At 50.9% G+C, this 25,044-nt stretch carries 25 protein-coding genes; 17 read left to right on the forward strand and 8 right to left on the reverse strand.

Annotated features, from left to right (window positions below; translation table 11 throughout):
• Positions 1 to 108: 108 nt before the first annotated feature.
• The 3 genes from dcp (at position 109) to OGY10_RS11600 (ending at position 3,715) form a co-directional block, all read left to right on the forward strand.
• Complete coding sequence (dcp, locus tag OGY10_RS11590) at positions 109 to 2,154, forward strand: peptidyl-dipeptidase Dcp (RefSeq protein WP_079934012.1); 2,046 nt, start codon at positions 109 to 111, stop codon at positions 2,152 to 2,154.
• 218 nt (positions 2,155 to 2,372) lie between these two features.
• On the forward strand, positions 2,373 to 2,633 hold the full coding sequence (locus OGY10_RS11595) for a hypothetical protein (protein ID WP_020996405.1): 261 nt from the start codon (positions 2,373 to 2,375) through the stop codon (positions 2,631 to 2,633).
• A 155-nt stretch (positions 2,634 to 2,788) separates the two neighbouring features.
• Positions 2,789 to 3,715 carry a diguanylate cyclase gene (locus OGY10_RS11600; protein WP_008784739.1) on the forward strand — a complete coding sequence of 309 codons (927 nt, stop codon included), beginning with the start codon at positions 2,789 to 2,791 and terminating at the stop codon, positions 3,713 to 3,715.
• A 284-nt stretch (positions 3,716 to 3,999) separates the two neighbouring features.
• Here OGY10_RS11600 and mgtS read toward each other — a convergent pair whose 3' ends face one another.
• Positions 4,000 to 4,095: a protein MgtS gene (mgtS, locus tag OGY10_RS11605; protein ID WP_003032406.1), complete on the reverse strand. Its 96-nt coding sequence runs from the start codon at positions 4,093 to 4,095 to the stop codon at positions 4,000 to 4,002.
• A 486-nt stretch (positions 4,096 to 4,581) separates the two neighbouring features.
• Here mgtS and urtA point away from each other — a divergent pair, with 486 nt between their 5' ends.
• Genes urtA through urtE form a run of 5 tightly spaced genes read left to right on the forward strand, consistent with a single transcriptional unit; the run spans position 4,582 to position 10,049 of the window.
• Complete coding sequence (gene urtA / locus OGY10_RS11610; RefSeq protein WP_003832925.1) at positions 4,582 to 5,853, forward strand: urea ABC transporter substrate-binding protein; 1,272 nt, start codon at positions 4,582 to 4,584, stop codon at positions 5,851 to 5,853.
• A 43-nt stretch (positions 5,854 to 5,896) separates the two neighbouring features.
• Positions 5,897 to 7,471, forward strand: coding sequence for an urea ABC transporter permease subunit UrtB (gene urtB / locus OGY10_RS11615; protein WP_071692395.1), 1,575 nt, complete (start codon positions 5,897 to 5,899; stop codon positions 7,469 to 7,471).
• A complete protein-coding gene (gene urtC / locus OGY10_RS11620; RefSeq protein ID WP_191226017.1) occupies positions 7,471 to 8,544 on the forward strand; it encodes an urea ABC transporter permease subunit UrtC in 1,074 nt (357 codons plus the stop codon). Before urtB ends, urtC begins: the two co-directional genes overlap by 1 nt.
• Positions 8,544 to 9,341 (forward strand): urea ABC transporter ATP-binding protein UrtD, encoded by a 798-nt coding sequence (urtD, locus tag OGY10_RS11625; protein ID WP_048235402.1) that lies wholly within the window; start codon positions 8,544 to 8,546, stop codon positions 9,339 to 9,341. Before urtC ends, urtD begins: the two co-directional genes overlap by 1 nt.
• Before the next feature lie 9 nt (positions 9,342 to 9,350).
• On the forward strand, positions 9,351 to 10,049 hold the full coding sequence (gene urtE / locus OGY10_RS11630) for an urea ABC transporter ATP-binding subunit UrtE (protein ID WP_048214207.1): 699 nt from the start codon (positions 9,351 to 9,353) through the stop codon (positions 10,047 to 10,049).
• Between the two features lie 40 nt (positions 10,050 to 10,089).
• On the opposite strand, the gene ydeE is transcribed toward urtE, so the two are convergent.
• Positions 10,090 to 11,277, reverse strand: a complete 1,188-nt coding sequence (gene ydeE, locus OGY10_RS11635; RefSeq protein WP_060682224.1) for an efflux MFS transporter YdeE — start codon at positions 11,275 to 11,277, stop codon at positions 10,090 to 10,092.
• 198 nt (positions 11,278 to 11,475) lie between these two features.
• Between ydeE and eamA the strand changes: the two genes are divergently transcribed.
• Entirely contained in the window at positions 11,476 to 12,375 is a 900-nt protein-coding gene (gene eamA / locus OGY10_RS11640) for an O-acetylserine/cysteine exporter (RefSeq protein WP_191226016.1), read from the forward strand.
• Between the two features lie 30 nt (positions 12,376 to 12,405).
• Here eamA and marB read toward each other — a convergent pair whose 3' ends face one another.
• The 3 genes from marB to marR are packed head-to-tail and all read right to left on the reverse strand — an operon-like array spanning position 12,406 to position 13,491.
• Positions 12,406 to 12,624 carry a multiple antibiotic resistance protein MarB gene (marB, locus tag OGY10_RS11645; RefSeq protein WP_008784747.1) on the reverse strand — a complete coding sequence of 73 codons (219 nt, stop codon included), beginning with the start codon at positions 12,622 to 12,624 and terminating at the stop codon, positions 12,406 to 12,408.
• A 30-nt stretch (positions 12,625 to 12,654) separates the two neighbouring features.
• Complete coding sequence (gene marA / locus OGY10_RS11650) at positions 12,655 to 13,038, reverse strand: MDR efflux pump AcrAB transcriptional activator MarA (protein ID WP_003032424.1); 384 nt, start codon at positions 13,036 to 13,038, stop codon at positions 12,655 to 12,657.
• Positions 13,039 to 13,056: 18 nt separating this feature from the next.
• Positions 13,057 to 13,491 carry a multiple antibiotic resistance transcriptional regulator MarR gene (marR, locus tag OGY10_RS11655; protein WP_003832935.1) on the reverse strand — a complete coding sequence of 145 codons (435 nt, stop codon included), beginning with the start codon at positions 13,489 to 13,491 and terminating at the stop codon, positions 13,057 to 13,059.
• A gap of 257 nt (positions 13,492 to 13,748) precedes the next feature.
• Here marR and OGY10_RS11660 point away from each other — a divergent pair, with 257 nt between their 5' ends.
• Complete coding sequence (locus OGY10_RS11660) at positions 13,749 to 14,414, forward strand: MarC family NAAT transporter (RefSeq protein WP_003832936.1); 666 nt, start codon at positions 13,749 to 13,751, stop codon at positions 14,412 to 14,414.
• A 43-nt stretch (positions 14,415 to 14,457) separates the two neighbouring features.
• Here OGY10_RS11660 and OGY10_RS11665 read toward each other — a convergent pair whose 3' ends face one another.
• On the reverse strand, positions 14,458 to 15,654 hold the full coding sequence (locus OGY10_RS11665) for a sugar transporter (RefSeq protein ID WP_032943422.1): 1,197 nt from the start codon (positions 15,652 to 15,654) through the stop codon (positions 14,458 to 14,460).
• A 222-nt stretch (positions 15,655 to 15,876) separates the two neighbouring features.
• Positions 15,877 to 16,752, reverse strand: coding sequence for a putrescine utilization regulator PtrR (gene ptrR, locus OGY10_RS11670; protein ID WP_048214206.1), 876 nt, complete (start codon positions 16,750 to 16,752; stop codon positions 15,877 to 15,879).
• A 102-nt stretch (positions 16,753 to 16,854) separates the two neighbouring features.
• Between ptrR and sad the strand changes: the two genes are divergently transcribed.
• The 7 genes from sad to OGY10_RS11705 all read left to right on the forward strand — a co-directional run bounded on the left by sad (position 16,855) and on the right by OGY10_RS11705 (position 24,568).
• Positions 16,855 to 18,243 carry a succinate-semialdehyde dehydrogenase gene (sad, locus tag OGY10_RS11675; protein WP_286576765.1) on the forward strand — a complete coding sequence of 463 codons (1,389 nt, stop codon included), beginning with the start codon at positions 16,855 to 16,857 and terminating at the stop codon, positions 18,241 to 18,243.
• A 103-nt stretch (positions 18,244 to 18,346) separates the two neighbouring features.
• Positions 18,347 to 19,924 (forward strand): methyl-accepting chemotaxis protein, encoded by a 1,578-nt coding sequence (locus OGY10_RS11680; RefSeq protein WP_008784752.1) that lies wholly within the window; start codon positions 18,347 to 18,349, stop codon positions 19,922 to 19,924.
• Positions 19,925 to 19,986: 62 nt separating this feature from the next.
• On the forward strand, positions 19,987 to 20,913 hold the full coding sequence (gene glsB / locus OGY10_RS11685; RefSeq protein WP_003832944.1) for a glutaminase B: 927 nt from the start codon (positions 19,987 to 19,989) through the stop codon (positions 20,911 to 20,913).
• Complete coding sequence (locus tag OGY10_RS11690; protein WP_008784753.1) at positions 20,913 to 21,272, forward strand: DUF4186 domain-containing protein; 360 nt, start codon at positions 20,913 to 20,915, stop codon at positions 21,270 to 21,272. Before glsB ends, OGY10_RS11690 begins: the two co-directional genes overlap by 1 nt.
• An 80-nt stretch (positions 21,273 to 21,352) precedes the next feature.
• Complete coding sequence (locus tag OGY10_RS11695; protein WP_079934019.1) at positions 21,353 to 21,880, forward strand: GNAT family N-acetyltransferase; 528 nt, start codon at positions 21,353 to 21,355, stop codon at positions 21,878 to 21,880.
• Positions 21,881 to 21,986: 106 nt separating this feature from the next.
• Positions 21,987 to 23,438, forward strand: coding sequence for a tagaturonate reductase (locus OGY10_RS11700; RefSeq protein WP_008784755.1), 1,452 nt, complete (start codon positions 21,987 to 21,989; stop codon positions 23,436 to 23,438).
• Positions 23,439 to 23,653: 215 nt separating this feature from the next.
• Positions 23,654 to 24,568, forward strand: a complete 915-nt coding sequence (locus OGY10_RS11705) for a bestrophin family protein (protein ID WP_048235395.1) — start codon at positions 23,654 to 23,656, stop codon at positions 24,566 to 24,568.
• Here OGY10_RS11705 and OGY10_RS11710 read toward each other — a convergent pair.
• Positions 24,565 to 24,942 carry a GFA family protein gene (locus tag OGY10_RS11710; RefSeq protein ID WP_003832953.1) on the reverse strand — a complete coding sequence of 126 codons (378 nt, stop codon included), beginning with the start codon at positions 24,940 to 24,942 and terminating at the stop codon, positions 24,565 to 24,567. The genes OGY10_RS11705 and OGY10_RS11710 overlap by 4 nt on opposite strands.
• Positions 24,943 to 25,044: the final 102 nt, after the last annotated feature.

Consider the following 25,044-nt stretch of genomic DNA (forward strand, 5'->3'; position numbering starts at 1 on the left):
TACTACCATAGCACGTCATTTCCGTTCAGAGCTATTCCTGCGTAACGCGATTGCGGTTGATTCCTGGGAAGTCTACTCTGGTAAACAAATCGTTTTCAGGAGTGAAAGATGTCGTTAACGAATCCTTTTTTACGTCACAGCACGTTGCCGTACCAGGCACCGCAGTTTGATCAGATAGAGGTGCAGCACTATCGCCCAGCGTTCGATGAAGGCGTGCGGCAAAAACGTGCAGAGATCGAGGCGATTGTGCAAAACCCGCAGGCCCCTGATTTTGCCAATACGTTGCTGGCGCTTGAACAAAGCGGCGCTTTGCTGACACGCGTAACCAGCGTTTTCTTCGCGATGACGGCGGCGCACACCAACGATGAACTACAGCGCCTTGACGAAGAATTTTCCGCAGAACTGGCGAACCTTGCCAATGATATTTATCTCAATGGCGCGCTTTTTTCGCGCGTTGAAGCGGTCTGGCAACGGCGAGGTTCGCTGGGGTTGGATAGCGAATCATTACGCTTGCTGGAGGTCATCCACCAGCGTTTTGTATTAGCCGGCGCGCGTTTAAATGAGGTCGATAAAGCGAACCTTAAAGCGCTCAATACAGAGTCCGCCACGTTGACCAGCCAGTTTAATCAACGTCTGCTGGCGGCGAACAAGTCCGGTGCTCTGGTGGTGGATGATGCACGTTACCTGGACGGACTCAGCGCAGAGGAAATTGCTGTTGCCGCCGAAGCTGCAAAGGAGAAAGGGCTTGAAGCGCGTTGGGTTATCCCGCTATTGAACACGACTCAGCAACCGGCGCTTGCGGCGTTACGCGATCGCCAGACCCGTGAGAATCTGTTCAACCGCGCATGGACGAGAGCAGAAAACAATGACGCTAACGATACTCGGGCGATTATTCAGCGACTGGTCGAGATCCGGATGCAGCAGGCGAAACTACTCGGTTTTGCCAATTACGCCGCCTGGAAAATTGCCGATCAGATGGCAAAAACACCGGAAGCTGCACTCAATTTCATGCGGGCGATTGTTCCCGCTGCGCGAGCCAGGGCATTGGATGAACAGGCCGAAATCCAGAATGTTATCAATCACGAACAGGGGAAATTTAACGTCGAGGCCTGGGACTGGGCATTTTATGCCGAGCAGGTTCGTCGTGAGAAATATGCACTTGATGAGGCGCAGTTCAAACCTTACTTTGCCCTTGATACGGTGCTGAACGAGGGCGTTTTCTGGACAGCTAATCAACTCTTTGGCATAAAATTTATAGAACGGTTCGACATTCCTGTTTATCACCCGGATGTTAGGGTATGGGAAATATTCGATCACGATGGCGTAGGGCTGGCGTTATTTTACGGCGATTTCTTTGCCCGGGAATCGAAAAGCGGTGGTGCCTGGATGGGCAATTTTGTTGAGCAATCGCAACTCAATGAAACCCGGCCGGTTATTTACAACGTGTGTAATTATCAAAAACCAGCAAAGGGTCAGCCTGCATTGTTATTGTGGGATGATGTTATTACGTTATTTCATGAGTTTGGGCACACGTTGCACGGCCTGTTCGCCACTCAGCGTTATGCCACGCTTTCAGGGACCAACACTCCGCGTGATTTTGTTGAGTTTCCTTCGCAGATCAACGAACACTGGGCGAGTCATCCGCAGGTCTTTGCTCGTTTTGCTCGTCATGTTGATACCGGGGAGCAAATGCCGCAGGCGTTGCGGAATAAGATGCAGCGGGCCAGCCTGTTTAACAAAGGTTACGACATGACCGAACTGCTCAGTGCCGCATTGTTGGATATGCGTTGGCACAGTCTGGAAAAGAGCGCGTTATCTCTTTCGGTCGAACAATTTGAACAGCAGGCGCTGGCGGCTGAAGGTTTGGATCTCAAGGCTGTGCCGCCTCGTTATCGCAGCAGCTATTTTGCCCATATCTTCGGCGGCGGTTATGCCGCAGGTTATTACGCCTATTTGTGGACGCAAATGCTGGCCGATGACGGCTATCAGTGGTTTGTAGAGCAGGGCGGATTAACTCGTGAAAACGGGCAAAAGTTCCGTGAAGCGATTTTGTCCCGCGGTAACGGTACTGATTTAACTGAACTTTATCGCCAATGGAGCGGGCGAGATCCAAAAATGGAGCCAATGCTGGAACATCGTGGTTTGAGCGTCTAAGAGATTATTAGCCAGAATATTGAGCCGGGCGTGATGCCCGGTTTTTTATTATTTTTAAAGATGGCAATTTTTAGGGTTTTATATGAAAGTTGACAATAATGGTTATCAACAAATGATGATGAAATATATTCAGGAATGCTAGTTTAATAATGATGATGCCTTTGGATGTTTGATAAGATTAGCGTTCATGTACGGGCAGGTTTCTCAGGTAATTGTTAATGAAAATAGGGGTTCTAATAGCTGTGCTTGTTATGTCCGGATGTGCAGATAGTACAATTGTACAATCCAGCGTCACTCCGTTTACGCCACATGTTTCACGCTCAAATGCTGAAATCATCGCACGGTATAAAGAAGCGCGTGAATCCGGGTTTTCCCATGGTTCTGCGTATCAATATGCCAGAGGCGACAAAACATACACATCCGATCAATTAGAGGTGATTGGGCTTAATGAAATGCTGAATGAACCGTTATTGGTTTGACCACTTTAGTGACAACGCTATGCCACAACAGATGGTATAGCGTAATATCCTGTTAATTATGATTTATTAATTACTATTAAAAAATTTACATAAATTTTCTTTTTTATCGTTAAGATAATTCCATCAGAAACGCTCGAACAGGGAGGGAGAACGTGATGATGAGAAATACGAAGGAAATAGATGCAATTTTGATTGAGTTGAACAAGTCCATTGATGCCCACTACAAATGGTTAGTGACCATGTTCCGCTGCGTGGTGTCTTCAGATGTTACGCAGCCAGATATTATGGGTGAAAACTCGCATTTTGCTTGTCGATTTGGACAGTGGCTTAATAATCAATCACGGTACAATGAGGATGATTGTAGTTACGTAAGCAAGATAAGCGCCACCCACGAAAAGATGCATTTATCAGGCAAGAAATTGCTAATGGCTATCGTGGAGAATCGTAGCCATTCATGGCATTTCGACAGCTTCCAGGATGCGCTGCTGGCATTTACCTCATCTGTAATGGACTACAAAATATATTTATTGAGTATCCGCAGTAATATCGACGCATTAACAGGTTTACCTGGCAGAAGAATGCTTGATGAGTCTTTTGATCGGCAGTTGCTCGATGCCGAACCGCTTAATCTTTATATATTGTTGTTAGATATCGATCGTTTTAAATACGTTAACGATACCTACGGCCATTTGGTTGGTGACGTGGTATTGCGGGCTCTGGCATCAAATTTATTGTCATGGACGCGATATGATGAGGCGGCGTACCGCTACGGTGGAGAAGAGTTCATTATCATCATCAGAACAAAAACAGACGAGCAGGCATGCCAGGCGGGTTTGCGACTTTGTCGTCTGATTGGTCAGAAAAAAATTCCCTACGCTGAGGGAGAGATCGGTATCACGGTGACGGCAGGCATAACCCGGGTTCAACAGGGTGAAACGCTGGATACCGCGCTTGGTCGGGCCGACAGGGCGATGTATCAGGGGAAACAGACCGGCAGGAATCGCTGCATGTTTATGGATGAAAATGAGCAAATTGCGTTGGTGGACACCAATGACGGAACCTCGTATCCCCTCAGTGCGTGAGTTTTCGAAAAACGCTTTGAGGTAGTTGCGTTTCGTTTAACTTTCATTGGGGTTGTCGATGATAGGTTAGCTGACTATCCGTTATCTTCGCAGGGAATTGCCAGATAGCGTATAAAAGCAAAACACAAATCTATCCATGCAAGCATTTACCGCTGGTTTATCCGGCGGTTTTTTTTATCTGTAAATCAGGAAAAAGGCACAGCGAGTGCGATTCAGGTAAAAAAATGGCCCCTTGTGCAGTTACGCTACAAGGGGCCGGGTCGGTGCAGGACTATCTCCGTTCATCAATCATCCCATCTGTGGCTAAAATACGCGGCCAGGAAACCGGAAAATAAAATAATTCCCAGAACAGCCATAAAAATATTCATATTACCCAGCATAGTAAATGCTCCTTTATCTGTGAGTTTCCTCTCTTACCTTAAGTTCACCTCGCTTATGACTATAGTAGCTATTCAATCTTAAACAAAGGCTGAACTGTGTGATTATTTCGACTGAAAAGTAAATTTTTGACATGATCACGTCGAATAAAATAAATAATAGTGACGAGACACATTTATCTGCGCACAAATAACCCTGTTTTTAAACCCTGAGACGCTGTTATGACGGTGTGCTGCGGATACAGGTTGTTGCACGTTAATAATGCAGAGTTGTCTCATGGTGGTTCAATTTTTCGTTTGATTAATCCTTTTGGCGGGAAAATGTAATACTGATTTATGTGCGTGAGATGCTAATTTATTGATTTTATATGAGGTTTTAATATCTGGCATCGTTTTTGCCTTATCACTTCTGAACACCCTTAATTTGCACCGTTTTGTCTGCCCGGCTGCACCGGAGCTTTCAGCAAGTCTAATTTCAGGAGTGAAACTATGCAGCGTCGTACATTTTTAAAAGCTTTTGCACTTTCTGCCTCTGTTGTCGCAATGGGCGTGAGTTTTAGCGTTCAGGCAGCCGACACCATTAAAGTTGGCATCATGCATTCGTTATCCGGCACGATGGCCATATCCGAAACGCCGCTAAAAGATGTGGCGTTGATGACCATCGATGAAATAAATGCTCAGGGCGGTGTGTTGGGTAAAAAGCTGGAACCGGTGGTGGTTGACCCGGCCTCGAACTGGCCGTTATTTGCTGAAAAAGCAAGACAACTGCTGAGTCAGGACAAGGTGGCGGCAGTTTTCGGCTGCTGGACATCGGTTTCGCGTAAATCGGTTCTACCGGTATTTGAAGAGTTGAACGGTCTGCTGTTTTACCCGGTGCAATATGAAGGTGAGGAGATGTCGCCTAACGTCTTCTATACTGGCGCAGCCCCCAATCAGCAGGCGATCCCTGCGGTTGAGTATCTGATGAGTGAGGACGGCGGTAGCGCGAAACGCTTCTTCCTGCTGGGCACAGATTATGTTTATCCGCGCACGACCAACAAAATTTTACGCGCCTTTTTGCACTCAAAAGGGGTCGCCGATAAAGACATCGAAGAGGTGTACACCCCATTCGGACACAGCGATTACCAGACCATTGTCGCCAGCATTAAAAAATTCGCCGCAGGGGGAAAAACGGCGGTGGTATCAACCATCAATGGGGATTCTAACGTACCGTTCTATAAAGAGTTAGCGAATCAGGGGCTGAAAGCCACCGATGTGCCGGTGGTGGCTTTTTCCGTGGGTGAGGAGGAGCTACGCGGTATTGATACCAAACCGCTGGTGGGCAACCTTGCCGCCTGGAACTACTTTGAGTCCGTCGATAATGCGGCCAACAAAAAGTTTGTCGCTGATTACCGGGCGTATGCCAAAGCGCACAAATTACCGAATGCTGATTCGGTGGTGACGAACGACCCAATGGAAGCCACATATGTTGGCCTGCATATGTGGGCGCAGGCGGTAGAAAAAGCCGGAACTACCGATGTGGATAAAGTTCGTGCAGCTATGGCGGGGCAATCCTTCGCTGCGCCATCAGGTTTTACCCTGACCATGGATGCGACCAACCATCACCTGCATAAACCCGTCATGATTGGCGAGATTGAAGGCAACGGCCAGTTTAACGTGGTGTGGCAAACCGATGAGCCGGTCCGCGCCCAGCCGTGGAGTCCGTACATCGCCGGTAATGATAAAAAATCTGAACAGCCTGTGAAAACCGCCAGCAACTGATCTAACGCCCTCCTGCGGGAGGGTAATGCTTTGGAGAACGCTCATGAAAGCTATGCGCTTTATTCGTGGTGTGTTGTTGCTGATGTGGTTTTTGCCGTGGATAGCCCAGGCCGCAGATGCTGATACCTTTACCGCCGCCAACCGTGCTCAGCAGGCCGCCTTGCTTGAACAATGGGCGGTGAATCCTGACGTTCAGCGCATCCCGCTGCTCAGCGCGCTGCGAGATGAGAACCTGCTGACCGATAACACGAAAAATGCCTTTATCATGAACGGCTCGCACGTACAGCCGTTAGGAACAGCGACAGCCCCAAACGGCGAGCTAAAAAAAATTCGCCTGACTAACCGCCTGCGTAATCTGGTAGCCGGAGCGTTGGCTGTCCATCAGCTCTTAAGTGACAGTGTCACGGTAAGGGTAAAGGCAGCTCGTACATTACAGCGTGAGGCGCAGCCGGGCATGCTGCCGTTTTTACAGCAACGACTGGCTCAGGAGTCAGATGGTGATGTGAAATCCGCACTCGCTATTGCACTGGCAAATCTGCAACTGAGCAGCACCTCGCCGGAGGTCAGGCTTCAGGCAATCGAACTATTAGGGGCGTCAAATGATCCTGAAACTCAGGCGCGCCTGCAGCCATTCACCCGGGCTGAACATGAACCCGATGCCCGAGTGCGTGCTGCCGCTGATGAAAGTCTGAATTCCATCTCGCATCGCATGAAGGTTGGGGATCTTCTAGGGCAAGCTTTCATGGGACTGTCACTGGGTTCTATTTTGCTGCTTGCGGCATTGGGTCTGGCGATAACCTATGGATTACTCGGCGTCATCAATATGGCGCATGGCGAGATGTTGATGCTCGGGGCGTACTGTACCTGGATGGTGCAACAGCTGATGGGGCAGTTTTTCCCGCACGGGTTAGCCTGGTATCCGGTTATTGCACTTCCGGTCGCCTTTTTGCTGACTGCGGCAGTAGGAATGCTGCTCGAGCGTGGGGTGATACGCCATTTATATGGCCGTCCGCTTGAAACGCTACTGGCGACCTGGGGTATCAGCCTGATGCTCATCCAGTTGGTGCGTATGACTTTTGGCGCGCAAAACCTGGAAGTCGCCAATCCGGCATGGCTTTCCGGCGGCATTCAGGTTTATGCCAATCTGATATTGCCGTGGAACCGAATAGTGGTGCTTGGCTTTGCCATGCTGGTGCTGTTCTTCACCTGGCTGCTGTTGAATAAAACGCGCCTCGGGCTGCGCGTGCGTGCCGTGACGCAAAATCGCAATATGGCGGCCTGCTGCGGCGTACCCACGGGACGAGTCGATATGCTGGCCTTTGGCCTTGGTTCAGGAATTGCCGGACTGGGAGGTGTGGCGCTCTCGCAACTAGGTAACGTAGGACCGGAGCTGGGGCAAAGCTACATTATCGATTCGTTTTTGGTGGTGGTACTGGGCGGCGTTGGACAGCTTGCCGGGAGCGTGGCTGCGGCATTTGGGCTGGGGATCTTCAATAAAATTCTGGAGCCTCAGGTGGGAGCGGTTCTCGGCAAAATCATGATCCTGGTGTTGATCATTCTGTTTATTCAGAAACGACCTCAGGGACTGTTCGCGCTGAAAGGGAGGGTTATTGACTGATGACGATGCCAATGACAATAACGCTGGCGCGTAAAGCGCCGCGTACAACACGCGTGCTGGGTCTGGGCTTACTGCTGGCGTTGATTATTCTGCCGTTTCTTGCGCTGTTACCTGCGGAGCATCCGCTGGCCATATCGGTGTGGACGTTGACGCTGGCCGGGAAAATTCTCTGCTATGCCATTGTGGCCGTTGCGCTGGATCTGGTGTGGGGTTATGCCGGAATGCTCTCGCTGGGACACGGTATTTTCTTCGCGCTGGGGGGCTATGCGATGGGAATGTACCTGATGCGCCAGGCTTCCGGCGAAGGATTACCGGCCTTTATGTCGTTCCTGTCGTGGAGCGAGCTGCCCTGGTTTTGGTGGGGGACGCAACATTTTCTCTGGGCGATGCTGCTGGTTGTTCTGGTGCCGGGCCTGCTGGCGCTGGTATTTGGTTGGTTTGCCTTCCGTTCAAAAATCAAAGGTGTCTATTTCTCCATCATGACCCAGGCCCTGACTTTCGCCGGAATGCTGCTGTTTTTCCGCAATGAAACCGGCTTTGGTGGAAATAACGGTTTTACCGGTTTTACCACCATTCTGGGGTTTCCGGTGACCGCAACGTCCACCAGGATCGCGCTGTTTCTGGCTACGGTTATGCTACTGGTGCTGGCAATATGGCTGGGACTTGCGCTGGCCCGCAGTAAGTTTGGTCGTATTCTGACCGCCGTGCGCGATGCCGAGAACCGTTTGATGTTCTGTGGTTACGATCCGAAAGGTTTCAAGTTACTGGTGTGGACGCTTTCCGCTGTACTGTGCGGCCTGGCCGGGGCGCTTTATGTCCCGCAGGTAGGGATTATCAACCCCAGCGAAATATCGCCGACCAACTCGATTGAAGCGGCGATTTGGGTTGCTCTCGGCGGACGTGGAACCCTGATCGGCCCGGTATTTGGCGCTGTACTGGTGAACGGTGCTAAAAGCCTGTTTACCGTCATTATGCCGGAATACTGGCAGTTGTTTCTTGGCCTGATCTTTATTGGCGTTACGCTTTTTTTACCCCGTGGTGTGATTGGCCTGTTTCGCAAAGGAGACAAATAATGCAGCCGGATGAAGGACTTTTTACTCGCCAGATGCCTGGCGATCGGTTTCGCGAACAAACGGACCCGGTACTCCAACTGGAAAAAATTAACGTTAATTTCGACGGATTCCAGGCGTTAACGGATCTCTCGCTCAATATTGGCGTCGGGGAGCTGCGCTGTATTATTGGCCCTAACGGCGCCGGGAAGACGACGTTAATGGATGTCATAACCGGTAAAACCAGACCGCAAAGTGGTCGTGCGATATACGATCAGTCGACCGATTTAACAACGCTCGATCCCATTGCCATCGCGCGTCAGGGGATTGGACGGAAATTTCAAAAGCCCACGGTATTTGAAGCATTAACGGTGGAAGAGAACCTGGAGCTGGCGCTGAAAAATGATAAATCTGTCTGGGGGTCACTACGGGCACGACTCTCAGGCGAACAACGGGATCGTATTGATGAAGTACTGGCGCTGTTGCGGCTGGGTAATGAGCGGGCCCGCCGCGCCGGTCTGCTTTCGCATGGGCAAAAACAGTTTCTCGAAATTGGCATGCTGCTGGTACAGGAGCCGCATTTACTGCTACTGGATGAGCCCGCGGCGGGGATGACGGATGCGGAAACGGAATACACGGCGGAGCTGTTTCGCCAGCTTGCCGGTAAGCACTCTCTGATGGTTGTTGAGCACGATATGGGATTTGTCGAAACCATTGCCGATCGCGTCACAGTATTACATCAGGGACGTGTCCTCGCTCAGGGGAGTCTTCGCGATGTGCAGGCCAACGAGCAGGTTATTGAAGTCTATCTCGGGCGTTAAGGAGTTTACATGCTGCAGGTGAAAGAACTGAATCAATATTATGGTGGCAGCCATATTCTGCGCGGGGTGAGCTTTGAAGCGCGTATCGGTGAGGTGACATGCTTGCTGGGGCGTAACGGCGTGGGGAAAACAACACTACTAAAGTGTCTGATGGGGCTTATTCCGGCCCGTAGCGGAAGCGTACTCTGGCAGGATAAAAATGTCACTCACTGGAAGCCACACCAGCGGGTCAGAGCCGGTGTGGCGTATGTCCCACAGGGGCGTGATATTTTTCCGCGTTTGACGGTCGAAGAGAATCTGCTGCTCGGTCTTTCCCGTTTTTCAGCACCGGAGGCCCGACATGTGCCTGATGATATTTACGCGCTCTTTCCAGTTTTACAGGAGATGAAGCATCGGCGTGGCGGAGATTTGTCCGGCGGGCAACAGCAGCAACTGGCCATTGGACGAGCGCTGGCAAGTCGCCCACAGTTGTTGATTCTTGATGAGCCAACGGAAGGGATCCAGCCGTCGGTGATTAAAGAGATTGGTCAGGTGATTTCTCAACTGGCGCACCGGGGGGATATGGCTATATTGCTGGTGGAGCAATTCTACGATTTTGCGCAGCAGCTGGCCGACAAATACCTGCTCATGTCGCGGGGCAGCATTATTCAAAGCGGCGATGGTAAAAATATGGAGGCCGAGGGCGTTCGGGGACTGGTTGCAATCTGAGGTATGCGACAGAGCGGCTTCGGCTCTGTCGCTATACTCATCAGCAGACCACCGTCTGCCCCCAGGGCTTGGCGCGCATGCCTTTTATCATGAGCGCCCAGGCAAGAACGATCGCCACTATCAGCGCGACAAACAGCGACCATGGCGGCAATGTGGTTAAAATGACGCCGCTGACTAATGGGTTAACCGCTGCGCCAAGCCAGCCCAACGACTGGGCGGAAAAATAGCTGGCTTTCATGCCTGCTGGCGCGATGTTGTCGATAAGCATGTATTCACCCGGCGCGTAAATGACTTCGCCGATAGTGAAAAACGCAGCAGAAATTCCCCATAACAACAGACTGTTGCCGGAGAAAGCGAAACCGACCAGGCCAACGACAAAGAAGACTGTACCCACTGTCATCAACGGGCGGATATTCGTGGCGGTGAGCCTGCGACCAAGTGCGTATTGCAGTGATACTACGATGGCGGCGTTAACGGGCAGGACGACTGCTACCACTTTCTCGGCAAAATCGCCATCCGCTACCACCATAACGTATTGCGAAATACAGGACGCAAAAGCACCGCCAACAAACGATGCCAGAAAGGCCGATAACGTAAACCAAAATAATGCCCGGTCGCGCAGGAGTACCGAAGGGGACCACACCGCGGCGTTTAAACCTTCTGATGGTGCTGTCGAACGTTTTACCCAGGTCTGGATAAACACCAGTGGCAATGCTGAACAGGCGGCAGCCAGCCAGAATGGCAGGTTAATGCTTTGCATCACCAGTAGAGTGCCCAGCGGTGGACCAACGGTCCAGCCAATATTCAGCACGGTATAGTTAAGCGAGAAAATTTTAGTCTTGTTGGTGGCAGACAGATTATCGGCAAACCAGGCCTTCAGCACCGTGGCGAAGACGGAGTAGGCACAGTTGATCAGGGCAAAGAGTAAAACCACTACCGCCACGTTATGCACCAGCGGGATTGCAATAAAGCCAGAAGCAAAGCCACAAATTGCCAGCAGCATATAGCGTTTTTTATCGAACTTGTCGGCCAGAATACCAAAGCCAAGGCTGAACACCACGCCAATGGTCAGCGCGACCGTCATCGCATAGCCGATCAGGTCAACGCTCAGATGATACTGCCGACTGAGGTAAATCGTCATAAATGGCAGAGTGGCGCCACGGCCAATTGTTAATAACAAAGATGACGCGAGTAACGCGAGAGTGGACCTTCTCAAGGAGATATTCATTTGCCTGCCCGACAATGCATGTTGTTATGTTTTTTTTAGATATAAGAAACAAATAGCATGTCAAAACTGTGATGTACACTCAATAAGTTGTCCGAAAATGCCTTGCGTGGCCTACCTGAAATAATGATCTGTTACGGCACAACGATTTCCGTTACTTTAACTTGTTTACAAAAATTTAATATTTGCAGGGGCGGTGGTATGTCGCGTAAAGACGGGTTGTTAGCGTTACTGGTTGTCGTGGTTTGGGGACTGAACTTTGTCGTTATTAAAGTGGGTCTGCACAATATGCCACCGCTAATGTTGGCGGGATTGCGTTTTTTACTGGTGGCGTTTCCGGCAATACTCTTTGTTGCCAGGCCGAAAATCCCACTTTCGTTATTGCTCGGCTATGGCCTGACCATCAGTTTTGGGCAGTTCGCATTTCTCTTTAGCGCTATCAAATTCGGCATGCCTGCAGGGTTAGCTTCTCTGGTATTGCAGGCTCAGGCGTTTTTTACCATTGTTCTGGGCGCATTTGCTTTCGGTGAGCGTCTGCAGGGTAAACAATTGGTTGGGATTGCGCTGGCGGTATTTGGCGTGCTGGTACTGATTGAGGCCAGTCTGAATGGTCAGCATGTTGGCATGCTCGGTTTTATGCTGACGCTGGCGGCGGCGCTAAGCTGGGCCTGCGGCAATATCTTTAACAAAAAAATCATGCAGCATACATCGCGTCCGGCCGTTATGTCGTTGGTGGTATGGAGCGCGTTAATTCCCATTGTTCCGTTCTTCCTGGCATCATGGCTTCTGGATGGTCCAACGCAAATGACCCACAGTCTGGTGGAGATAGATATGACCACTATTCTTTCACTGGTTTATCTGGCGTTTGTGGCGACCATTGTGGGTTACGGTATCTGGGGTTCGTTACTCGGACGCTATGAAACCTGGCGTGTCGCGCCGTTGTCGCTGCTGGTGCCGGTCGTTGGACTGGCGAGTGCGGTCGTGCTGCTGGATGAAACGCTGACCGGATTGCAACTGCTCGGTGCGCTACTGATCATGGCAGGGTTGTATATCAATGTGTTTGGCTTTCGGTTGAGTAAGGTTGCGTCGGTGAGGGGCTAAAAAAAGCCCCGCAGTGGCGGGGCAATATAATTACAGGTTGCGCATATTGTAATAAGGCACACCTAATTCGTCGGACTTGTCGCTGCCTGCACCCATATGATTAAAATCGAACGGGGACTGATCGTGCGCAGGGGGCATAATCATCGCGTCGCGACTGTTCTGGGTGGCAGGTTGCGCGGTCTGTTCCGCCATGCTCTGGCCCGAAATAACAAACATCAGGGCCAGCATTGCATAAGACAGAAGTTTCATGATTTCCTCGGTTACGTCGTTAACTGGCGATTAGCAATTACATTGATTGAGTGGAAGCAAATAGCGTGATTCGCCGTGCATATTCGTCATACGGTACTTATGCGGCGGAACATCAAAATAGTTTTTGAATGTCCGGGTCAGCGTCTGCTGAGACTCAAAACCGTAACGCTCTGCCAGATAAAGAATGGGCTCGTTACTCTCTTTTAATTTTTGCGCTATTTCAGTCATTTTACGGCTGCGAATGTATTGACCCAGTGAATGACCGGTTTCTTTTTTAAACATCCGTTGCAGGTGCCATTTGGAGTAACCTGAACGCTCTGACACTTTTTCCAGCGAGAGCGGCGATTCAAGGTTATTTTCGATCCAGTCCAAAATGCTATGAATAGTGATTGTGTCAGTATTGCGTCTGGACATCGTCATACCTCTTTCTGTTTACGGCAGGATTCTCTTAAGCAAGTGCTCAAGTGTGGCTACTTCATCCGCCGTTAAGTTTTTTGTTAGTTCCTGGTGCAGGTCTTGCCCTACTAATTGATGACACTGCTCGCAAATTGCTGCGCCATGCTCAGTGAGTTTCACCAGCACGCCACGCTTGTCATGTGGATTCGGAAGCCTTTCGATCCAGCCTTTACAGGCCAGTCTGTCCAGCATTCGCGTCAGGGCGCCAAGGTCGACAGACAGCACTTTTTTCAATTCGACAGGGGTGATGCACACCGCGCAACGGATGGAGCAGAGCACCTTGAACTGCGATGCCGTGATATCCAGCGGTGACAGATAGTCGTTTAGCAAACGATCTTTTTTCTGATTAACCATATAGATCAAACGACCCAGTGGGATGATTTCGTTAAACAGATCACTGGTGTTTTTCACAATGGTTGCCCTGGCAAGTAATTAGTCACGGCTGATATTATTGCTTAGGCAAATATAAGTCAAATGAATGAGTCAGCAAATGCCACGTTTTGTTAAATCATCAGACTCAACGCCCAATGGGTGTAATTTTAACGATCTGATAATTATGGTTTATACGCGTGGATGAAAAATGAATCCTTACATCGCGAAAATGGCTTATCTCGCGGATTTCACCGTATACTTGCCGTTGACGATTAACGCACAGGAAAGATGACATTATGATGGACTTGTTTAAAGCGATAGGACTTGGGCTGGTAGTCCTGTTACCGTTGGCAAACCCGTTAACCACCGTAGCGTTGTTCCTTGGCCTTGCCGGCAATATGAACAGCGCAGAGCGTAACCGTCAGTCACTCATGGCGTCCGTTTACGTGTTTGCCATCATGATGGTGGCGTACTATGCCGGGCAACTTGTGATGAATACCTTCGGGATTTCGATTCCCGGACTACGTATTGCGGGTGGGTTAATCGTTGCGTTTATCGGCTTCCGGATGCTGTTTCCGCAGCAGAAGGCGCATGATTCTCCGGAAGCGAGAAGCAAGTCAGAAGAGCTGGAAGACGAGCCGACTGCCAATATCGCCTTTGTACCGCTGGCTATGCCAAGCACTGCCGGTCCGGGGACGATTGCGATGATCATCAGTTCCGCGTCAACCGTGCGTCATGGTTCCGAATTTCCGGACTGGGTGATCATGGTTGCACCGCCGATTATTTTTGCGGTTGTTGGGATTATCCTGTGGGGCTGTTTGCGCAGTTCCGGGGGGATCATGCGCCTCGTCGGCAAAGGTGGTATCGAAGCGATTTCTCGTTTGATGGGCTTCTTACTGGTGTGTATGGGCGTGCAGTTTATTATTAACGGCGTGCTGGAAATTATTAAAACCTACGCTTAGAACGCTGTGCCCGGTAATCGTTAATGTCTACCGGGCACATTTTTCACGAATGCTGAGGCTGTTCTTCCAACGATACCGGCCATTTACGAAAGATAATCACCGACCATATCAACGCGGCAACGGCAGGCACTGCGCCGACGTAACCAATTGTAGACATCGACCAGTGTAAACTCACCTGATTGCCTACCAGCGCACCAGCGCCAATACCGATATTAAAGATACCTGAGAATAGTGCCATTGCGACGTCAGTCGCATCCGGAGCAAGCGCCAGCACTTTCACCTGCATTCCCAGACCTATCAGCATGATGGCGACGCCCCAGAAAATACTCAGGACAGCAAGGTGCATTTCGCTGTCAGCAGCGGGAAGTAACAGCACCAAACATACCGTCAACAGGGCAATGGCACTGCTAATCAGCACTGACGCATGCAGATTCCCCAGCTTACCGAAAATGACGCTACCGACAATTCCCGCGCCACCCAGAACCAGCAACAGCACGGTAGCAAAGTTTGCGCTCAGACCCGCGACGGTCTGCACAAACGGCTCGATATAGCTGTAGGCCGTGTAATGTGCGGTGACCACAATCACCGTCAGTAGATACAGACTCATCAATGCCGGACGATGGAATAACACCGGCAGGCTTTTTAAAGAGCCGGAGTGCTCACTGGGTAGTTTGGGCAGGAGCTTTATCAGGCAAAGCAAGGTAACTAACGCCCCCATACCGATGGCGAAGAAGGTCGTGCGCCAGCCAAAATACTGACCGACGATACGCCCGATTGGCAGCCCCAACACCATCGCCAGTGCGGTGCCAGTGGCAATCAGGCTGAGAGCCTGTGCACGTTTACCGGCAGGGGCCAGGCGGATCGCCAGCGATGCGGTAATCGACCAGAAAATAGCGTGCGCAAAAGCAATACCAATACGGCTAATTACCAGCACGGTAAAATTCCATGCCAGGAAAGAGAGCACATGGCTGGCGATAAACACAACAAACAGACAGATCAGCAGTTTTCGGCGCTCCACCTGACTGGTAAGTAACATAAAAGGGAGCGACATCAGGGCGACAACCCAGGCGTAGATCGTCAGCATGATCCCGACCTGAGCGGTCTGCATATTGAAGCTTTGTGCGATGTCGGACAGCAAGCCGACAGGGACAAACTCGGTGGTATTGAAAATAAAACCGGCAATGGCAAGCGTAACTACCCGTAGCCACGCGACCTTGCGGGAAACAGTGTCTGTTGTCATATCAAATAAGAGGATTAGCTGCGAAAAGGTAAGGCCACGATCTTAAAACGTTTGCTGGCGAAAATACAATCATTTTGTGATATGGATCTCATTTCATTGGCAGGGCGCCACAATGTGCTGCCGAACATTCCTCGGATTTTTAAGTATTTCAATAATAATGAAATTCCGGGCGTATGACTTCACCCGGATTTACAGGTATTCATGTTCTTTGAGGATTGCCAGTTACTCCGGGCTCTGTGATAACTGAGGGTTCAACACCTCAATAAACGCTTCCAGCTGACGTGTCATTGCACCTCTGCGCCAGACCAGCCATGTATTCAGCCAGCGCCAGTTCTCGCTTAGCGGCCAGGCGTTGACCTGATGATGCCCTGGCATACTCTCCAGCATCGATCGCGGGATTAGTGCGATACCCGCGCCGGCAATGACGCAGGCCAGCATGCCATGATATGACTCCATTTCATGAATGGTGCCGGGCATGGCGCGATCGGCATGAAACCAGCTTTCAAAATGGCGGCGATAGGAACAGTTGGCGCGAAAGGCGTAAATACTGCAACCGTTGACGTCGCTGGCCCGCTGAATGGGGGGATGGCCGTGCGGCGTCACGATCATCATCTCTTCACGGTAGACCGGCATTCCTTCAAGTCCCGGATGGGTAATCGGGCCATCGACAAAGGCCGCGTTCAATGTACCGTCGAGTACGCCGTCCAGCATTGTGCCTGAAGGACCTGTCGCCAGCGCGAACTGAATTTTGGGGTAACGCTGGTTATATTCAGCCAGCGTGGCGGGGATGCGTACTGCTGCTGTACTTTCAAGCGAGCCGAGAGAGAAGAGTCCTTGTGGCTCATCCCCGGCGACGACCATCCTGGCTTCCTCAACCAGTGCCAGGATCCGCTGGCTGTAGCGCAAAAAGTTGTGCCCGGATGGGGAAAGCCGCAGGCGCTGGTTTTCACGAATAAACAGATCAACGCCCAGGTCGGCTTCAAGCTGACGTATACGGGTGGTGAGATTGGATGGCACGCGATGCACTTTCGCGGCGGCCTGTGTAATACTGCCAGTCTCCGCGACGGCATTGAACATTTCCAGCTGCGTCAGATCCATAATCTTCTCTATTCGTGAATGGTATGGTTAATATTATTCATTTTTCAGAAAGAGTAAATATGCTCATGATATAACCATACCCTGCGATAAAAAGAGGCACTTATGACTATCACAGCAGCAACACATGCGATTTCCATTGACCCTGCCAGCGGTGAAAGGCTGACGGCGATGCCGTGGGCCAGCGCGGAAGAGATTGATCATGCGCTGAACCTTGCCGCGAATGGCTATAGCGAATGGAAACATACTTCCGTTGAGCACCGTGCGCAAACGCTGCGCCAGATCGGGCAAGCTCTGCGCCATCGTGCGGAAGAGATGGCGCGGTGTATCTCACGTGAAATGGGTAAACCCATTAAGCAGGCGCGTGCTGAAGTCGCCAAGTCAGCTGCATTGTGTGACTGGTACGCCGAGCATGGACCGGCGATGCTCAATCCGGAACCTACGCTGGTGGAGAATAATCAGGCGGTGATTGAATATCGTCCGGTAGGAACCATTCTGGCGATCATGCCGTGGAACTTCCCGCTCTGGCAGGTAATGCGAGGTGCCGTCCCGATTCTGTTGGCCGGAAATGGTTACCTGTTAAAGCATGCGCCTAACGTAACCGGCTGTGCTGCAATTATTGCGCAGGTTTTCGCTGATGCGGGTGTACCTGCGGGGGTTTACGGTTGGGTGAATGCCGATAACGCCGGGGTCAGTCAGATGATCAATGACCCGCGTATTACGGCGGTAACGGTGACAGGCAGTGTACGTGCCGGTGCGGCGATTGGCGCCCAGGCGGGTGCCGCGCTGAAAAAATGTGTGCTTGAACTGGGCGGCTCCGATCCGTTTATTGTCCTCAATGATGCTGACCTCGATCTGGCCGTTAAGGCAGCGGTCGCTGGGCGTTATCAGAACACCGGGCAGGTTTGTGCGGCAGCCAAGCGCTTTATTATCGAAGAAGGGATTGCGGCAGAATTTACTTCACGCTTTGTGGCCGCTGCGAGCGAGCTCAAAATGGGTGATCCGCTGAACGAAGAAAACGATCTGGGGCCGATGGCGCGATTTGATCTGCGTGATGAGCTGCACCAGCAGGTAGAAGCCACCCTTTCCGAAGGGGCACGGTTACTTCTCGGCGGGGATAAAATTGCGGGTCAGGGCAATTACTATGCCGTGACGGTACTGGGCGATGTCACTCCAGAGATGACGGCGTTCCGCCAGGAGCTGTTTGGTCCGGTTGCGGCAATTACCGTGGCGAAGAATGCTGAACATGCCTTAGCGCTGGCGAATGACAGTGATTTCGGCTTATCCGCCACGGTGTTTACTGCAGATGAAGCGCTGGCGCAGAAGATGGCGTCACGCCTGGAGTGTGGTGGCGTATTTATCAATGGTTACAGCGCCAGCGATGCTCGCGTTGCGTTTGGTGGTGTGAAGAAAAGTGGCTTTGGCCGCGAACTTTCTCACTTTGGCCTGCATGAGTTTTGTAACGTGCAGACCGTCTGGAAAAACCGCCTTTGATGGTGTGGGTGCCTCCGCTGGGGGCACCTGTCTTATTTCTGCAATTTTTCTGTCATTTACTCTCCGTACACTCGCAGCTAACGCTTTGATACAGAAGAGTAATATGAACATAACGCAAATTTTCCATCGTCTAATACCCCGTCAGTTCGGTCTGTTAACCGGCATTTTTTGCATTATTGCGCTGTTCTCTGTTTTGCAGGTCGTGTCCTCCTTGATGCTCTCGGCCTCAGTCAGCGACGCACAGCATAATGAAGGGCGTAATCAACTCGCGCTTTTGCAGCAGGCAAAGGTCGATGAAGCGCGGGTGGCGTTATTATCTGCCAGCGATTTACTTAACCGTGCGGGAATTTATTTTATGCAGGATGCCGCCACCGGTTCGGACGGGAGTTGGCGTCCGTTAATGGAAGAGGCGTATCGGGCGCTGGCGCAGTCAAAAAGTGCATGGGATGCCTGGCGGGATATGAAGCCGCAGTCGGATCCGGATCTAACTGAGAGCTATCAGCGTTTTTATAGCGGTATTCAGGAGCAGGCGGATGGGCTGATGCAGTCAGGTTCCATTGATGCGTTTTTTGCCGTACCCGTGCAGGCCTTTCAGACAGACTTTAACGGTAATTACGCGCGCTTTCAGCAGGACAGTGGGCGACATGCGGAAGCTGGGCGTCAGCAGCTGTTGACCAGTCTTGAGCGTTTACAGAATCTATTTTTGTTTATTCCTCTGGTGCTGGTGGTTATCGCCTTTCTGGTCTGGCGTAGTATGTTCCGTTGGGTGATTATGCCGCTGCGACGGCTGATCGATCATATCGATATTTTAGCGGCGGGTGATCTTTCTCGGCCAGCCCCGCAGGTGAGTCAGTTTAATCGGGAAGTGACGCAATTAAGTTCGCGTATTGCTGCAATGCAGCAGGGGCTCTGCGCGCTGGTGCGGCAGGTGAATGATGCCACCACCGCAATGGTAGGAAATATCAACGAACTTGCGCAGAACAATAAACAACTATACCAGCAGTCGGCAAAACAAAGTGAAGAGTTGAGCACTGTGACATCGCATATTTCGGTTCTGGAAACGCATGTTGAGGATAACAGTGGCTTTGCTGAACTGGCGAATCAACGCGCAGTGCAGGCGCGTGATATTGCGGCAGGTGGAGACCGAATGATGGCGACGGTAAATGCGTCAATGCAGGCGATTGTGACTCGCTCGTCTGAAATGCGAGGGATTACAACGCTTATCGACAACATTGCATTTCAGACAAATATCCTGGCTCTCAACGCCGCAATCGAGGCAGCACATGCCGGGGAGCAAGGGCGCGGGTTTGCCGTGGTTGCGAAAGAAGTTGGGCTGCTGGCGCGGAAAAGCGGTCAGTCTACGCAAAACATTCAGACACTGATTAAACACTCGTTACAGGGCATTGAAGAGGGCTTTCACGCGGTTAACGGACTGGATAAGAATTTGCAGCAGGTTATCGCACTGGTGGAAAACCTCGGCGCGTTACTGAACGACATTTCGACTGCAACGTTAAATCAGGGGAACAGTATTCACCAGTTAACCCGTCAGCTCCATGTCCTGAACGGCGAAGCCCGACAAACCAGTGATCTGGTGAATGCTGCATCTGATTCTTCCTTACAGCTTCACCATGAATCTAACCAGCTTATGCAGGCCGTGGCCAGATTCCGCCTTCCGGCCTGACGCTGCGTATTCAGCTCTGTTATACTCGCAGGCCTTTCATACCTGCGAGCAAGGAGCATGTTGTGGCCAGGGCCATGGACAATTCAATTTTAGAGACCATTGTGCAGCAGGTTCGTCCGCTGATTGGTCAGGGTAAAGTCGCTGATTACATTCCGGCATTAGCCTCCGTCGACGGTTCAAAACTGGGTATTGCTATCTGTACCGTTGATGGACAGCACTATCAGGCGGGAGATGCGCAAGAACGTTTTTCTATACAGTCGATTTCAAAGGTGCTCAGTCTGGTCGTGGCGATGCGTCACTATCAGGAAGAGGAGATCTGGCAGCGCGTCGGCAAAGATCCTTCCGGTCATCCTTTTAACTCCCTGGTGCAGTTGGAAATGGAGCAGGGTATCCCTCGCAATCCCTTTATTAATGCCGGGGCGCTGGTGGTTTGCGATATGCTGCAAGGGCGTCTAAGCGCTCCGCGTCAACGGATGCTGGAAGTGGTGCGGGCATTAAGCGGCGTTTCGGATATCGCCTATGATGCGACGGTCGCGCGATCGGAGTTTGAGCACTCGGCGCGTAACGCCGCTATTGCCTGGCTGATGAAATCCTTCGGCAATTTTCACCATGACGTGCCCACCGTTTTGCAGAACTATTTTCACTACTGCGCGCTGAAAATGAGCTGTGTGGAACTGGCGCGGACTTTTGTCTTTTTGGCAAATCAAGGGCATGCATTTCATCTTGCTGAGCCTGTGGTCACACCGATGCAGGCCCGGCAGATCAATGCGCTGATGGCGACCAGCGGCATGTATCAGAACGCAGGGGAATTTGCCTGGCGGGTCGGGCTTCCGGCGAAATCAGGTGTGGGTGGCGGCATCGTGGCGATCGTGCCACACGAGATGGCGATTGCTGTCTGGAGTCCGGAACTGGATCCGGCGGGAAACTCACTGGCCGGTATCGCCGTGCTGGAGCAATTAACACAACAGCTGGGGCGCTCGGTTTACTGATGAAAACGCTCGATCCTCTTTTTGCCCGGCTGGCGAAATCAACGTTTCGCTCGCGGTTTCGTCTTGGTCAGAAAGAAAGGCAGTATTGTCTGGATAAAGGGGCGCCAGTTATCGAACAACATGCTGCGGATTTTATAGCTAAACGACTGGCACCTGCGTTTCCCGCCAATGATGGAAAACAGACTCCTATGCGTGGTCACCCGGTATTTATTGCTCAACATGCTACGGCGACGTGCTGTCGAGGGTGTCTGGCGAAATGGCATGATATACCTCAGGGTGTAGCGCTAAACGATGAACAGCAACGTTACGTTGTCACGGTTATTTACCACTGGTTAGTGCTCCAAATGAACAAGCCATAGATAACATTATCCTATGATATGCCCCCTTGAGTTGTGTAATTGTTAAAAGCAGTATGAAGGGGTCAATCTAAGGAGAAACCATGGCTTCCGGCAAACCCTGCTTTGTGCTGAGCGCGGCACAGATTCTGTCGAGAATCGACGAGCTCAGCGATGTTCTTGAACAGTGCGTCAATGACGGCGCCTCCATCAGTTTTATGCTGCCCTTTAATCGCGAAAAATCAGAGCCTTTCTGGATGAAGGTCGCGCAAAGTGTTTCTCGCGGAGAACGGATCGTTCTTGGTATGCAGAATGCGCAGGGGGTGCTTGTCGGTACCGTCCAACTCATTATCGATCAACCCGAAAATCAACCTCATCGTGCTGATGTCGCCAAACTGCTGGTTCACCCCTCAGCGCGACGCGGTGGCCTGGCCCGTGAATTGATGAACGAACTGGAAAGTTGCGCGCGTCAACAAGGTAAAACGCTGCTGGTGCTTGATACGGCGACGGGCAGTGGTGCGGAGTTGTTCTACCACAATTGTGGGTGGAAAAAGGTAGGGGTGATACCTGACTATGCCCAAATGCCCGATGGGATGCTGACCGGAACCACACTTTTCTATAAAACGCTCTAATTTGTCGCCGGGGATTGATCAAAACAGGGTTTCAATGTATTAAAGTTTGCTAACCTATTGGACCAATTCAATCAGGTTGTATGACTAATCATAAAGGGAACCCATTGTGCAAACACTAAATCGTCGCGATTTCCCCGGTGCTCAGTATCCTGAACGCATTATTCAGTTTGGTGAAGGAAACTTCCTGCGCGCCTTTGTAGACTGGCAGGTAGATCTGCTGAACGAGCATACCGATCTGAACGCTGGTGTGGTCATTGTTCGTCCTATCGAAAGTTCCTTCCCGCCATCGCTGAGTACGCAGGATGGCCTCTATACCACTATCATTCGTGGTTTGAATGAGAAGGGCGAGGCCGTCAGTGATGCCCGTCTAATTCGTTCAGTTAACCGTGAAATCAGCGTCTATAGCGAATACGATGAGTTCCTGAAGCTGGCGCATAATCCTGATATGCGTTTTGTGTTCTCTAACACCACGGAAGCAGGTATCAGTTACCACGCGGGCGATAAGTTTGACGACGCGCCAGCGGTTAGTTATCCGGCTAAACTGACGCGTCTGCTGTTCGAACGCTTCAGCTATTTTAACGGCGCATTGGATAAAGGCTGGATTATCATCCCTTGCGAACTGATTGATTATAACGGTGATGCGCTGCGTGAACTGGTTCTGCGCTACGCTCAGGAATGGGCGCTGCCGGAAGCGTTTATTCAGTGGCTGGATCAGGCCAATGCATTTTGCTCCACGCTGGTGGACCGTATTGTTACCGGCTATCCGCGTGATGAGGTAGCTAAGCTCGAAGCTGAACTGGGCTATCATGATGCTTTCCTCGATACCGCAGAACATTTCTATCTGTTTGTCATTCAGGGGCCGAAGTCATTAGCCGCAGAACTACGTCTGGATAAGTATCCGCTGAATGTCCTGATCGTGGATGACATCAAACCGTACAAAGAGCGCAAAGTGGCGATTCTCAACGGTGCTCACACCGCGCTGGTCCCTGTTGCCTGGCAGGCAGGGTTGGACACCGTGGGTGAGGCGATGAATGACGCTGAGATTTGTGCTTTCGTGGAGAAAGCGATCTATGAAGAGATCATTCCGGTACTGGATTTGCCACGTGATGAGTTAGCTTCTTTCGCCAGCGCGGTAACCGGTCGATTCTGCAACCCGTATATAAAACATCAGCTGCTGTCGATTGCCCTGAATGGCATGACCAAATTCCGCACCCGTATATTGCCGCAACTGCTGGCAGGGCAACAGGCCAGCGGTAAGCTGCCGGCGCGTTTGACGTTTGCGCTTGCCGCGTTAATTGCTTTTTATCGTGGAGAGCGCAACGGTGAGTCTTATCCGGTTCAGGATGATGCGCACTGGATAGAACGTTTTCAACAGCTGTGGTCCCAGCATCGCGATCGCCAGATAAGTACCGAAGCGTTGGTCAAATCTGTACTGGGTGTCAAAGAACACTGGGAACAAGATCTGACGCAGGTTTCTGGACTGGTGGAACAGGTCTCTGCCGATCTGGATACCATTCTGGCAAAAGGTATGCGTGAAGCCGTTAAGCCACTTTGCTAAGACGACTACCGACAACCCGGCTCAGGCCGGGTTTTTTCTGGATATACATTAGTTACAACATACTGTGTGGTTTATATCATAAACCCGGTCTGTGACTTAGGTGCGGCTTCATTTTAAGCAGGGCAAAAGTTGTTGGGTTAATGTTGCGATTAACTTGCAACATTGATCGCTATCGCGTCTAATGTGACGGATTTCACATTTTCCCGAAGATAACCATGATCGTTCGTCCCCAACAACACTGGCTGCGCCTGATATTCGTCTGGCATGGTTCAGTATTATCTAAAATATTCTCACGGTTGCTGCTGAACTTCCTGCTCTCCATCGCCGTTATCATCATGTTGCCCTGGTATACGATGTTGGGTATTAAATTTACCCTGGCACCGTTCAGTATTCTGGGCGTGGCGATTGCTATCTTTTTAGGTTTTCGCAATAACGCCTGCTATTCACGTTATGTCGAAGCCAGACACCTGTGGGGACAGTTGATGATTGCTTCCCGATCGCTACTTCGCGAGGTGAAAACCACCTTACCGGATGACGCTGAACTGGGGCAGTTTGTTCGTCTGCAAATCGCATTTGCCCACTGTTTACGCATGACATTACGTCGAAACCCACAGGCAGAGCCGTTGGCGAAATATCTCAGCGAGAAAGATCTGCAGACGGTATTTGCCGCACAATCGCCAGCAAACCGCATTTTGTTGCTGATGGGGGAGTGGTTGGCCATACGCAGACGTGATGGACAGCTGTCCGATATATTATTTCATAGTTTAAACAACAGATTAAATGATATGTCGGCAGTACTGGCAGGTTGTGAGCGAATCGCGAATACACCAGTTCCGTTTGCTTATACTTTGATCCTTCATCGCACTGTTTATCTGTTTTGTATCATGCTGCCATTCGCGTTGGTGGTGGATCTTCACTACATGACGCCGTTTATTTCAGTGCTTATTTCCTATACTTTTATCTCGCTCGATGCGCTTGCGGAAGAGCTTGAAGATCCGTTTGGTACTGAGAACAATGATCTGCCGCTGGATGCGATTTGCAATGCAATCGAAATCGATTTACTGCAAATGAACGATGAAACTAATGTGCCAGCAAAACATATGCCGGATAAACATTACCAACTAACTTAGTTTCGTTCTGTTTCCCACCATGCTGGCCGCATATCAGAAAACGAATGAAACTCCGGCGCCAGATCTTCATCATTAGGATCGTCAAAAGCGCCGGCTAAAAGCGCAATGACCGGAGCGTCATCGATGGCGCCCACGGAACTACCGCACTGAGGGCAAAAAGCCCGACTGGTGGTTTCAGATGAGCGCCAGGTTGTTGGTTTTCCGGCTTTTCCCGTCCATTCTACATTTTCTGCATCAAACTCAATCCAGACGACAGTCGGGGCCCCCGTATGTTTCCGGCATATATCGCATGAGCAGGTATGGGAATTATTAGGACTGCTGGCAGTGAAGCGGATCGAGCCACACAGACACCCACCAATGTAGACTTTAGACATAACAACCCCCGTCAGAAACATGTGGCAAGACACTAGCAGATGCCTGACATAGCCACTAGATCCTTATGATAAAAAGGCGAGGGCGCGCATACTCGGTAGCCC

This window comes from Citrobacter sp. Cpo148 (assembly GCF_030332375.1).
In the GTDB taxonomy this organism is placed as follows: domain Bacteria; phylum Pseudomonadota; class Gammaproteobacteria; order Enterobacterales; family Enterobacteriaceae; genus Citrobacter; species Citrobacter portucalensis.